The organism is Klebsiella sp. F11 (assembly GCF_056712265.1).
This window is the reverse complement of the sequence record NZ_CM160060.1, coordinates 1,544,901-1,557,530: the sequence shown is the minus strand read 5'-3', so window position 1 is coordinate 1,557,530 and position 12,630 is coordinate 1,544,901. Positions and strand designations below refer to the sequence as shown.

Here is a 12,630-nt window from a genome sequence, read left to right as displayed (position 1 = left end):
CAGAACAGCAGGGAAGGGGACCGGCCCCGTTACAGCCCCTGAAGCTGTCAGCTTGATGATGTTCAATGATACCTCACAGAATATGTCCGAAATCGGTCGGTTTCGTACACCAATCTGACAATATGTCCGAAAGTCAGTAAAATTAATTTCGTACATACGTTATAATTCGGACATCCATTTCGTACGGAAAGTTTCCTATGTCACGTGTTTTTGCTTACTGTCGGGTCTCCACTCTGGAGCAAACAACTGAGAACCAGCGCAGAGAAATCGAAACCGCCGGTTTTGCTGTCAGACCCCAGCGAATAATTGAGGAACACATCAGTGGGTCAGTCGCGGCCAGCGAAAGACCGGGATTTATCAGGCTTCTTGATCGCATGGAAAATGGTGATGTACTGATTGTCACCAAACTTGACCGCCTTGGCCGCAATGCGATGGATATAAGAAAAACCGTCGAACAACTTGCAGTGTCTGACATTCGGGTACATTGCCTGACGCTGGGTGGCGTGGACCTGACCAGTCCGGCAGGGAAAATGACAATGCAGGTGATTTCAGCCGTGGCTGAGTTTGAGCGGGATTTGCTGCTAGAGCGTACGCACTCTGGTATTGCGCGGGCAAAAGCATCCGGAAAGCGGTTTGGACGTCCTTCAGTGCTGAATGAAGAGCAGAAAACCACGGTGATTGCACGGATTAACGCCGGGATCAGTATCAGCGCCATTGCCCGGGAATTAAATACTACCCGGCAAACCATACTCAGAGTAAAGACTGGGCAGTCATGACCCTGAGTTCTCAGCTGTACGGTCTGCTATGTGCCAGCAGCAGAAGTTGGAGAAAACATAAGATGTTAAGAATTATACTCAATAAACTTCAAAGTGCAGATTGTTTCAGGGAGCCACATTAAGTCCTGCAGATGAAAATATTTATTTTTGACTTTATTGAGTATTTTAACCTTGGTCTTTATTATCAGCAGCCATTAACTCCAGCAGATTTCCATCAGGATCCCGAAAGAAAACAGATTGTGATGGCTGACCTGAACTCGTTTCACGGGGCACCGGGCCATGGATTATTTCGATATCGTTTTTCTCAAGTAGCTCTAACACGCTGAGAATTGTCCCTCCCCACCGGAAGCATAAATCAGCACTCCCTGGCATTGGCCTTTTAGCTACAAGTTCCACGCCATTCTCAACCTGATGTAAACTCAGGACAATTGAACCGCCCCGGGAATCCTGGAGACTAAACTCTTTGAGAGAGGTAAACAGGATGACTAAAAATACTCGCTTTTCCCCTGAGATTCGTCAGCGGGCCGTTCGTATGGTTATTGAAAGCCAGAACGACTATGACTCACAGTGGGCAGCCATCAGCTCCATCGCCCCTAAAATCGGCTGTACGCCTGAGACCCTGCGTACCTGGCTGCGTCAGTATGAGCGCGATGCCGGTGCAGGTGACGGTGGGCTCACCACCGCTGAACGCCAGCGCCTGAAAGAGCTGGAGCGGGAGAACCGTGAGCTGAAACGCAGCAACGACATTCTGCGCCAGGCTTCCGCGTATTTTGCGAAGGCGGAGTTCGACCGCCTGTGGAAAAAATAGCGCCCCTGGTGGATACCCTGCGCAGTGAACACGGGGTCGGACCGGTATGCCACGAGCTGGATATCGCCCCGTCGACATATTACCGGCATCACCAACATCGCCGGCATCCGGACAGGCGCAGCCTGCGGGAACAGCGTGACGACCTTCTGAAAGTGGAGATACAGCGCGTGTACGATGAAAACCACAGTGTGTATGGCATTCGCAAGGTCTGGCGTCAGTTGCTCCGCGAGCACATCAGCGTGGCCAGATGTACGGTGGCACGGCTGATGAAGGCGATGGGGCTCGCCGGGGTGCGGCGGGGCATAAATATCCGGACCACCGTCAGCCGGAAAGACGCCGCCGCCGGCGACCGGGTGAACCGCCAGTTCGTGGCAGAACGGCCAGACCAGCTGTGGGTGGCAGACTTCACGTACGTGAGCACCTGGCAGGGCTTCGCGTATGTGGCGTTCATCATCGACGTGTTCGCGGGGCGTATCGTGGGCTGGCGGGTGTCGTCGTCAATGGAGACGGCGTTCGTGCTGGATGCGCTGGAGCAGGCGCTGTGGGCCCGGCGCCCGACGGGCACCATCCATCACAGCGATAAAGGGTCGCAGTATGTGTCACTGGCGTACACGCAGCGGCTAAAGGACGCAGAGCTGCTGGCATCAACGGGCAGCACAGGAGACTCCTACGACAACGCAATGGCAGAAAGCATCAACGGGCTTTACAAAGCGGAGGTCATACATCGTCAAAGCTGGAAAACCAGATCAGAGGTTGAACTTGCTACACTGACGTGGGTGGACTGGTACAACAATCGCCGGTTGCTGGAAAGGCTGGGTCATATGCCACCGGCAGAAGCCGAACAGGCATATTACGCTTCCATCGGTAATAAGGATCTGGCAGCCTGAGTTCACAGACAAAACACTCTCCCGGAAAACCGGGGCGGTTCACAATATCACCCAGCGATACCTGCCTTACAAGCAGTTTCCCAAAGGGGGCGTACTCTGCATGAATTTTTGCACCAAACAATTTATCGTAAAAACAGTAAGATACTTCAAGGTCGGCAACAGTTATTGCAACATGATCAATGAGAGTTATTTTGTTCACAGGTGAACACCTTACGCTATACGTCGTTATGTCTCTGACACGGAACTGAGCACCTGAAAATTGTCGTTGATACGACAGCCCAGTTTCTGCCCCAGTTCCGGCAGGGTTCGTTCAAAAAATCCTCTTATCGCGTCCCTGAAGGCTTTCGCTGACGCAAAATACCGGTTATTCCGCACATGCTCATTCATCACCTTCCACAACCGTTCTGTCGGGTTCAGGTTCGGGCTGTACGGCGGCAGATAATGCAGTTCAATATTCATCACGAAGGCCCAGTCCTTAACCAGCGATGCCCGGTGATAAGGCGCACCGTCCAGTATCAGATGCACTTTCTGCGACACCGGATAAGTCTGGCGAACTGCAATAAAAAAACGGCAGATAGCATCCGCATTAATCTGCGGATAATCACGGGTCACCGTCCGGGCCAGGTCGTTCACGCTGAGGGCGCTGATGATGTTCAGGCGGGTCCGGCTCCCGGTGGTTTTCACCGCTTTCAGTTCCCCCTTTCTTATCCAGCCACAGCTCAGCTTCGTTGACTGCGTCGGATGTACCGCATCCATAAACAGAATGGGTTCGCTGTCACCGGCAGCCTGCTTCAGCGCTTCATAATGCGTCATGAACTGCTGCTGTTGTGCCGGGCAGAACTTATGGGGAATACCTGACGGTTTTTTCCAGGTGAACCCGTTGCGGTGAAGCCACTTATTCATACCCGGAATGCTGTAGCGCACACCGAAGCGGTCACGGACAAGCGACACGATACTGGCCGTCGTGATGTGAACAGTGTCAGTCAGAAGCTGACGAAGTTCGGCAGACTCCCCGGGAGTCAGATGCTCCTGCGAACCGCCGTTATCAGAGGTGAGCTTACCGTCGCTGAGATAATCCGATAGATGACGCAGAACCGTGGTCTCATGAATGAGCTGAGACTGCGCAATCATGGCAGGAGACCAGCCCTGAGCAGAAAGCAGCACGCAGCGTATCCGGTCGCAGACACGGCGGTCACGACTCTGCCGGTGCTGAGCCTCAAGGGCGGCAATCTGTGCGGAGGTCAGTTTTACGTTCATGGCCTGAGCATGATCCTCAGCACCGACGAAATCAAGCAGTTTCAATGATCACGGGTATAGAAGCCAATAAGCATAAAAAAATTTAATTAGTGTATAGTTTCTGATAGCGCATGAATACAATAGAATGTTATGAGGAAAAGGATGGCAAATAATGTGTATTAGCTCAGACTTTACCTGACACAGCTGTGGCACAGAGCTAAACCTAATCTGACAGGCAGCTCTGTGCCAATAGCAGACATTGCCGGATATGTATGAGACAGGCCACCATTTCAGATAACACTGCGCTGATGCTACACTCATGGCAACTCTCATTATCCCAACAAATAAATGTATGACTACCGCTGATTTCAAACGTCCTAAACTGGAACTCCCGAATGGGGCAGACAAACTTCTGCTGCACTCTTGTTGTGCTCCCTGTTCCGGTGAGGTGATGGAGGCGATCCAGGCCTCGGGAATCGACTACACCATTTTCTTCTACAACCCGAACATTCATCCTCAGAAAGAGTATTTGATTCGTAAGGATGAGAATATTCGCTTTGCTGAACAGCACGGCGTACCGTTTATCGACGCGGATTACGATACCGACAACTGGTTTGAGCGCGCCAAAGGCATGGAATGGGAGCCCGAGCGTGGCATCCGCTGCACCATGTGTTTTGACATGCGTTTTGAGCGAACTGCGCTGTACGCCGCTGAAAATGGTTTCAGCGTGATTAGCAGCTCGCTGGGTATTTCGCGCTGGAAGAATATGCAGCAAATCAACGACTGCGGACAGCGAGCCGCCGCGCACTATCCGGGCATGGTGTACTGGGACTATAACTGGCGCAAGCAGGGCGGTTCGTCGCGCATGATTGAAATCAGCAAGCGCGAGCAGTTCTACCAGCAGGAATACTGCGGCTGCGTTTATTCACTGCGTGACAGCAACCTGCACCGCAAATCCCAGGGGCGTCCTCTTATCAAACTCGGTAAGCTCTACTACGGGAAAGAAGAAGGGCAAGACTGATTTTTGATGCCATGCCCTCCGGGGCGTGGAAGCGTTCCTGTATTGTCATCCTGATCGCGTGTCGGTTTCACGTTGCGCTGCTTGAGTCGGTTATTATCTCCGTCGTTATTTCACTGGCCGGGGTATGGCTGTCATTTTTATCGACAGCGCACCCCAGCGATTGTTGTATTATTTTCCGCAGTCTTTATCGCCGTGTTTCTGATGGTTACGGTTATTCCTGCCAAAGCATATATCTTTAATAGTAACTGTCTTACAAGTGGAGCTGTGATATCAACGCTTTTGCGATTATCTCGTCACATTGCTCTTCTACAGGGTTACTTCATATTAATCTTCAAACCAGGATTCAATAGGATCAGGGTATTGAGACCAGAGATGTGGGCCTTCTGCCATCTCTTCATCGGTTAACAGCGCTGCATCCAGTTTTGCGCGCAGTTCAGTTTCATTCATCTCTATCCCGATAAAGACCAGCTCCTGGCGGGCATCGCCAATGCCATCGACCCAGTTTGCCTCGATAAACTTCAGCGATTGTTCGTCATCTGGCCAGCGGTCTCTGGGCACGCTTGCCCACCACATTCCGCCGAGCCCCTGTCTTGCTACTCCTCCCGCCTGTGACCAGCTGCCGGTGATCTGGTCAAGTTAAACAGGACACTTTTTTCTCAGCCATCTGTTCATATCGCACTGGCGATAAATACCCATTCGAAGCATGGTTTCTGTCAAGATTGTAATAACGCATATAGTCTGCAACATCACGTTTCATACCTGCCCGCGTCTGCTGCGGGATCAACAGCACCCATTCATGTTTCAAACTGCCCCAAAAACGCTCCATTACCGCGTTATCCCAGCAGGCGCCAACATCTCCCATGCTGCTTCTGAGTCCGTAACTGGTTAACTGCGTTTGGAAGCGCTTGCTGGTATACTGCGCTCCACGATCGGTATGGACGACCAGCCCTGTCGGTGGATTGCGCAGGTTGTAAGCCTGCATGAGAGCCCGGCAAACCAGCGACGATGTCATTCTCTTGTCAATGTGCCAACCGACGATCCGGCGGGAATATAAATCCATGATCGCAGCCAGGTACAACCAGCCTTCACCCGTTTTCAGATACGTAATATCACTCACCCATATCTGGTCCGGTCCGGGAGGATTGAAGTTCTGATTCAACAGATTTGGTGCAAAATCAGCCCCTTTCTTCGGTTTCGTTGTGACCTTCCAGGCACGGCGTTGCCGGCAGAGAAGTCCCTCTTCGCTCATGATTTTTCTAACGCGCCAACGACTTATGGTGACGCCTTCTTCACGGAGCTTTTTAACCAGCGTTCGGCTCCCGGCACTTTCCCGACTGGCAGAGAATAACGCCTTGAGCATCACCCTGACTGCGGTATCTTTCGGCGGGCAGGCTATCGGCTTTTTTCGCCAGGCATACCATGCGGACGGGCTAATGCGCATCACGCGACAAAGCGTCCGTAGCCTGTAATTACCTGCGTTATCGAGGATAAACTGGTATCTCACGACATGTGCTTCGCAAAGAAGGCGCTCGCCTTTTTTAATATTTCCTTCTCAATGCGTAACTCTTTGTTTTCTAGACGTAGCCTTCGGAGTTCAGCTTGTTCATCTTCACTAAGCGGACTTTCATGGCGCTGGCGCGCGGCGGCGACCCAACTGCGCAATGTTTTGGCGCTGATCCCCAAAGAAGTTGCGGCACGCGCAATGGAGTAATTTTGCGTCAGCACCAGGGCCACCGTTTCCTTCTTAAATTCTGGCGTAAACTTTCGCTTCTGATTCACTAAACACCTCCATTTTGGATGTAAGTTTAGTGTCCTGATTATTCGACCACAGCACAGTTCTGTGGCTGTGGTATCAAACTCCAGCACGATGCCCCCATAGTCATTCCACTCCAGAGTCGGTTATTTGGGCTTCTGCTTCACCGCCATATGGGTCAACAGCTGCTGGCTCAGCACTGGCAGAATTTGCTGATTAAGTTAGCCGTCGACGTTATGCGCGATGCGCGCCGATATCCGGTAACATCCCAGGAATCAAACTTTCAGTCTCACGCGACCTTCTCCTGTCGATTAGCAATCGGGGTAACGAGCGTGATCCAGAGCACAACCAGTATGGTAACACCGCTGATGATCATCTGTGGTAACTGCCGGGCGATTTCAGTGGCGGCGGCAAAGCAAGTCATGGGACTGCAGCGCCGTCTTCAACGGACTGAACGGGATGCTTATTCTGGCTAATTGTACCGATTAAATTCCCACGATTTACTTTTATTACATGACTCAAAGTTATTATCATCTGAAGGATCGAAATCATTTTTCACCTCATCAATTTGACCACTGTTCAAATTAATAAATAAACCTTTTCCAGTGCCAATGAATGCACTGTTTTTACTTTTCAAATATTCAACATCAAACACGCCTTCACTTATACTCTTTTCAATTACCTGATTCTTATCATTCAGGTTGACGAGTATAACACTTGTATCTTGGGGATTTCCCTCGTTAAATTTAATGGGTTTACCCCATAGAATGATTTTATCACCGCTGCACTTGACAGTGTATCCATTAATGGATATGTCAAATTTTAATTTTTTTACGCCATTATTATTGGTGATTGTTATCAGGTTATTCCCAGTCAAAGAAATTTCGGAAGCCTGTGAGTTGAATGATGCAATGACAAAGGCTAACGTTGTTAATATTGCTTTCATAAATTAGTCCATCAAAATGTGAGAGATTCGAATTGTCTGTTTCCATCTTAGATCATCAGCAGTATATCCACCGTTAATTGAATATGTTATAGCTCGTGTGTGTTCGTATGAAACGTCTTGCTCTTTAATAATAGTATTAATAGTACGGAACTTGGCGGTTCTTGAACCGGCTATCCAGTACCAAGCTCCTGCATCGATACAATTATATGGATCGATTGACAGGAGTTGCGGTTCATCGATTGTTGGGGCATTACTTAATTTTATAGGATGCCACCATTGATGCTTAAAACCCTTGTAAGACATTGGGTATTCATTTAAATCTATCCATCCTCTATAACCCCAGTATTTACTATAATTTTCCCGACCTGTAAGCTGTTTCATACCTCGACCTCTAAATTTAGGACCATCCCCAGGCTCAATATTTCCCAGGCGACCATTTAGATAATCAAGGTACCCTCCTGCAGGTGGATTATAATATCCATTTACCTCAGAAGAAAAGCTCGCATGAAATGGATTTTTCGAAAAACTGGCTGCTCCCTCTATCATAAGTGAAAGCATTCCTGACTCGATAGCTCCTTGGCCAAAGAAATGAGACTTACGTGTCGGTGTTGTAATGAAATATTTCTCCAAACATTTATTTACCGTTGGTCTATATTTTTCTCGAATTTGGCTTGGCGTTTCACCAATTTTATCCAAAGCCTTTGTTGGATAAAGATTATCTGGATAGATTTTCTCGAACTCTTTCTCGGATAACCAGTTACACTTTCTAAACCATGAGATAAATGAGGAAGGCTCAAAATGCCACACTCTATTTTTAGGTATATCCCCATCAATACATAAAGCTCGAGCATGAACTAAAAGGTTATTCCACGATTCATCATCCAAAAGCGGATCAACAGTTTTATTTTTTTCCTGCAGCCAACCGAAGCGTTCTTCCAATGTTCCGGCATCCCATTCAAATGGAAATCTGCATACTAATCGACTTCTGTTTTCCTTTGGGGAGTTAAGAACAATTTCAGAGTTACATTGACTGTTCATATCCGAATCATCAGTAACCAAAATCCAGCCCATCCAATGGGGAAAGTCTGCGTCACTAAATTTTTTTATTTTCTCGGATGCTATATTTATAAAACCACTACCTCCTGGATGGTTAACGAGCATCCAGCAGTTCGATCTATCTTCTGATAGTGATTTACTCTCAGCATTCAACACTCTACCAAAACGTAGTAGTTCATAACCGGCTGAAATTGAGTCAGGATATAAATTCAGCGCAAACTCATACATATTTTCTTCATTTAGCCCACTCGCATCATTAATTGATGGCTTTACTAAATCATAGACATTTTTATCTGCTCCTTCTTTACGAGTACTAATGACCCTATCATTTCCATTCGTTTTAACGGTAATATACAGTTCTGTGCTGTTTTTATAGTTTGGCTCTTTGTCAATTATTGGCTTGCCGTCTACATATTTCCCATCAAAGAAAGGAGTTCCAACAGGAACTCTAAAATGAATGTCCCCAAAAACAACATCACTTCTACCATTTTTGGTTGTGTCAAGTAACGGTTGAGACCTTCCTGTTATTTTTTCTATCTCTTGATCTTCGCAATATATTTGAAAATGTGTTGAGTTCACACCATCAACCATTCCGGTTGTACCTAAAGAGGCCTTCCTTTCCACCGGTCCTCCTACAACAATAGATGGGGAAACTAAGTTCAGGTGCATATACATAGAATAAAATACAATCTTCCCACGTTCACCTGAGCCAATTTCGGTAACATGCTTAATCACTACACACCCATCATCGGTGTAACCATCATAATTCAATGGCTTTATTTTCGTCTTGTCTTTGCTACTCGGTTTTCTAACGAAAACAACTATTCCATCAGAAATGGCTCTAATCATTTCTGGAGGATGCCCAGAATCATTATGCGTTATATGCACTCCACCATGCCACGATTCTTTTCCATTAATCGGAAATCCTCTTTGCGGATCTTGTGGCATCATTTTACTTACCCATACTTCATCACTTTCATTAGGTGAATGCGGTCTTATATACGGAGGGCTGATAATCATGGTTTAAACCTCATGAGAAAGTGAATTTTCCTGATGGAGCTTTCTGAGTTGGTGATAATGCTGGAACCGGTTCTTTATTATTTGCTTTTTCCGTCCTTCCATAATGCCCAGCTTTAGTTCTATATTCACCATTTGTTGCTGACTCAATAGCATTCGCATCCAGAGTGATATAACTCCCTCCTCCGTTTAATATCAGTTTTTTATTGGCAATTATTCTGATTTCATCTTCAGTACTGACGATGCCGATTTCTTTGCGGGCTAACAATTCCATCAGGTCATTTTGCGCCTGTATTTTCACGGGCCCCTGGTTGGCAATGAGCTTAATACCTAGCTTACGTACAAACACGCTCAGGGCATTACCAACCCCGACAAACAAGTTTTTCACCACGCTAACGTCCGCATTTTTACCGGCCGTAGCAATCAGATTCTGACCGGCCGAGACCTGCAGATGCTGTCCGCTGGTCATCGCTATACCATCCGGCGCGCTGAGCAGCAGCACTGATTTTTTGAGGTCTGTCAGTTGCTGTTCCAGCAGTTTGATTTGCGCCTGGAGATCGGCCGGGTTCGCGGTCGCCTTCTGCGCGTTATCGGAGATGGACGTCATCTGCTCCCGGGCATCACCCAGATTGCTGACCGCTGGCTGCATCTCCAGCACCTGGCCCTGTGCTTTCGTCTGGCCATCAGCGCTGATGAATATCCCTTTCTGTGCCCGGATGGCTCCCCAGCTGTCGGTTCTGAGCTCAAAACCTTCCCCGCGCTTCTGTTTTTCGCTGTCGATGAGATGGCCGAGGTTCAGCTGGCTCTTGCCGCCGTACTCCGTCGAGACCTTGATGTGCTCCTGGCCGCGGTTATCGTCGAGGCGGATTTTGTTGTTCGCCGGCGTGCGCAGGACGTTGCGTTTGTAGTTCTGGATGGTGACGTGGTCGCCGTGCGCCGAGTCGTGCAGAACTCCGGCGATGTACGGCCTGTCCGGGTTACCGTCCTCAAAGCCAATCGCCACTTCGGTGCCCGCCAGCAGCGGCAGGTGCAGACCGTAAGTATCGCCAGCATACGGGCGGGACTGACGCACCCACAGGCTCTCGAACCCGGTTTCCCAGTTGTCCCGATCAAACAGCATGTTGACGCGATAGCGGCCATCTTTGTCGATATGCCCGTAGGTGTCATTTTCGGTGGTGCTGGTCACGCGGGCAGGCAGCGTACCGGCCATCACCGGGCGCCTGGCGGGCTCCGGACGGAAACCAAAATCGGTGCTGTCCGGAATGCCGTCAAAATCAACCGCAAAGTCCTTGTCACGGCGGGCATGCGTGCGCATGGCCGTGATGACTACACCTTTCGCGAACACGTCAGCCACTTCGTAGCCGCCAGTCACCTTCAGCAGCATACCCGGAAAGAGGGTTGGACAGCTGGTGATGGCGTGAGTCTTCGTCTGACCATTCAGGTAGCATTCATGGCGGATACGGGCATAAAAAGCACCGGATTCAGGGGCCGGGTTGCGGTCATATGCGCTACCCGGCGCCAGGTAATTATCGGCATAGTGATAAGCATCGCCGTAGGTGGTCTCATCCCCGCGGGTCGCGTCGACCAGCGTGTTCATGTCTTCCGTGGCCTGGCGGTAGTTGTAATCGCGGGTGCTGACCTGCTTCTGCACCACTATGTGGTGGCATTCCATCTCCCAGACCGAGTCCACCCCTTTGGAATGCTGACCGGACGGCGGCACAGACGGCAGGGTCAGGCCTTTCCCGTAACCCTGCTGGCTGTCGTAAAACTCCACCACGTCGATGTTCAGACGGGTGTCGGTGGTAAAGCGGAACCAGATCCCAACCTCGCCCAGAAGGCGGGTGATAAAATGCAAATCGTCTTCACCGTACTGCATCACCTGCTCACGGCGCGGGTACTCTCTGCTCAACGAAAACAGAAAATCCTGGCCGCGCATGGCGTGGCGCTCGCGCAGGATTTTTTCGACGATTTGTGGAACGGACAGGTCCTGATAGATGGCGTTCTGGTGTGAACGGTCAAGCAGCGCCAGACGCGGCGTGAGGATCAGGGCGTAGTGAGTTTCATCCTTCGAGGTTCCGAGGCGTTCGAACCCACTCACCACGCCCTGAAGGGTACGCACGGCCTGCTGCAACTTAATACCGAAACCCTGATCGACCGGGGCCTGCAGCGTCAGGGAGGCCGCTTTCATCAGCATCATCTCTTTACTGATGGCATGGTCTGTGCTGGTGAATTCAATGCGGTAGCTGAACGGTTTGCTCAGGGTTTCATTGCCTTCAAAGGCCAGAACATCGAGCCCTGCTTCACATCCCTTCACCGACAACTGGTGATGGTTGTGGCTGAATCTGATCGGGGGATTACTGCTCATGCATGCACTCCTTGTGTACGGTCAAACTCCAGCCCGATACCCTCTTCCTCATTCCAGCTAAGGCATAGCGACTGTGGTTGCTGTCTGGCGGCCATGTGGGTCAGCAGTTGCTGACTCAGCGCCGGCAGAATTTGTTGATTGAGCAGACTGTCGACGTTGCGTGCGCAGGTATCCGATAGCAGACAGGCGGCGGTCAGCGTGTCATACAGGCTCCCATCAATCTGCGTGGTCAGGTCGTAGTGACTATGCAGGCGCTTGCTGACCTGTGACAGCTTCTTTTGGGAATATTCGGAAAGAACCACATCGAATTTAATTTTATTAACATTGGCTTTTTCGCGCGCTGATAATGGCGCAAACTTCGGGCTGTTACTCAAATAACCCGCAGCCATTAACTTACCGGGCAATTCTGTTTTCTTACTCGCCCTGCATGAACGAAAGCCAAATTTTATATTAATACGTGCATTTGGCACCTCATTCTGAAAACCGTCAGTCATCTAATCCCCCCCTCTACTTATCGCTACGCGCATTTTCATACTTCGATTACTTAAAGGCGATAATAGAATAATGATTATTAAAAGATCAAACTCAAAGATATTCAAAGCGAAACAATAAAATCACCAGGAGTTTTCTTCTAATTATTAATAATGAGTTGCGCCAGGTCATCAGAAAAACAAACCATCACCAGCCGAAATAAACAATCATTTATATCGAAGAGGCCAAAACAATCAGAGCATTGTTATAAATTCGCCATTATATTGATGCAGC

Annotated in this window: 9 protein-coding genes, 4 pseudogenes and 1 other annotated feature; of the genes and pseudogenes, 3 read left to right on the top strand and 10 right to left on the bottom strand. The window is 49.3% G+C overall.

What is annotated here, in order from left to right; translation table 11 throughout:
- Nucleotides 1-197 precede the first annotated feature (197 nt).
- Nucleotides 198-776: a recombinase family protein gene (locus tag AC1M2H_RS07755; RefSeq protein ID WP_480150915.1), complete on the top strand. Its 579-nt coding sequence runs from the start codon at nucleotides 198-200 to the stop codon at nucleotides 774-776.
- Nucleotides 777-941: 165 nt separating this feature from the next.
- On the opposite strand, the gene AC1M2H_RS07750 is transcribed toward AC1M2H_RS07755, so the two are convergent.
- Complete coding sequence (locus AC1M2H_RS07750; RefSeq protein WP_480150914.1) at nucleotides 942-1,172, bottom strand: VOC family protein; 231 nt, start codon at nucleotides 1,170-1,172, stop codon at nucleotides 942-944.
- An 85-nt stretch (nucleotides 1,173-1,257) separates the two neighbouring features.
- Between AC1M2H_RS07750 and AC1M2H_RS07745 the strand changes: the two genes are divergently transcribed.
- A protein-coding gene (locus tag AC1M2H_RS07745; RefSeq protein ID WP_480150913.1) for an IS3 family transposase occupies nucleotides 1,258-2,471 on the top strand; the annotation gives its coding sequence in 2 pieces (ribosomal slippage) (nucleotides 1,258-1,546 and nucleotides 1,546-2,471; 1,215 coding nt in all).
- Nucleotides 1,539-1,655, top strand: a sequence feature (AL1L pseudoknot). Its footprint overlaps the gene before it by 117 nt.
- A 225-nt stretch (nucleotides 2,472-2,696) precedes the next feature.
- On the opposite strand, the gene AC1M2H_RS07740 is transcribed toward AC1M2H_RS07745, so the two are convergent.
- Nucleotides 2,697-3,728, bottom strand: coding sequence for an IS630 family transposase (locus AC1M2H_RS07740; protein ID WP_480151833.1), 1,032 nt, complete (start codon nucleotides 3,726-3,728; stop codon nucleotides 2,697-2,699).
- A gap of 331 nt (nucleotides 3,729-4,059) precedes the next feature.
- Here AC1M2H_RS07740 and AC1M2H_RS07735 point away from each other — a divergent pair, with 331 nt between their 5' ends.
- Nucleotides 4,060-4,728, top strand: coding sequence for an epoxyqueuosine reductase QueH (locus AC1M2H_RS07735; protein WP_480150912.1), 669 nt, complete (start codon nucleotides 4,060-4,062; stop codon nucleotides 4,726-4,728).
- Between the two features lie 324 nt (nucleotides 4,729-5,052).
- On the opposite strand, the pseudogene AC1M2H_RS07730 reads toward AC1M2H_RS07735, so the two are convergent.
- From AC1M2H_RS07730 to AC1M2H_RS07695, 8 genes and pseudogenes are all read right to left on the bottom strand, one after another.
- Nucleotides 5,053-5,358: pseudogene (locus AC1M2H_RS07730) on the bottom strand (GTP-binding protein); the annotation flags it as partial.
- A gap of 1 nt (nucleotide 5,359) precedes the next feature.
- A protein-coding gene (locus AC1M2H_RS07725) for an IS3 family transposase (protein WP_480151836.1) occupies nucleotides 5,360-6,546 on the bottom strand; the annotation gives its coding sequence in 2 pieces (ribosomal slippage) (nucleotides 5,360-6,270 and nucleotides 6,270-6,546; 1,188 coding nt in all).
- 84 nt (nucleotides 6,547-6,630) lie between these two features.
- Nucleotides 6,631-6,702: pseudogene (locus AC1M2H_RS07720) on the bottom strand (hypothetical protein); the annotation flags it as partial.
- Nucleotides 6,703-6,953: 251 nt separating this feature from the next.
- A complete protein-coding gene (locus AC1M2H_RS07715; protein WP_480150910.1) occupies nucleotides 6,954-7,427 on the bottom strand; it encodes a hypothetical protein in 474 nt (157 codons plus the stop codon).
- A 3-nt stretch (nucleotides 7,428-7,430) separates the two neighbouring features.
- Nucleotides 7,431-9,503, bottom strand: a complete 2,073-nt coding sequence (locus tag AC1M2H_RS07710; protein WP_480150909.1) for a kinase — start codon at nucleotides 9,501-9,503, stop codon at nucleotides 7,431-7,433.
- Between the two features lie 10 nt (nucleotides 9,504-9,513).
- Nucleotides 9,514-11,865: a type VI secretion system Vgr family protein gene (locus tag AC1M2H_RS07705; RefSeq protein WP_480150908.1), complete on the bottom strand. Its 2,352-nt coding sequence runs from the start codon at nucleotides 11,863-11,865 to the stop codon at nucleotides 9,514-9,516.
- Nucleotides 11,862-12,140, bottom strand: a pseudogene (locus AC1M2H_RS07700) (type VI secretion system ATPase TssH); the annotation flags it as partial. The gene AC1M2H_RS07705 and the pseudogene AC1M2H_RS07700, both read right to left, overlap by 4 nt.
- An 18-nt stretch (nucleotides 12,141-12,158) precedes the next feature.
- Nucleotides 12,159-12,359, bottom strand: a pseudogene (locus AC1M2H_RS07695) (type VI secretion system contractile sheath small subunit); the annotation flags it as partial.
- Nucleotides 12,360-12,630 lie beyond the last annotated feature (271 nt).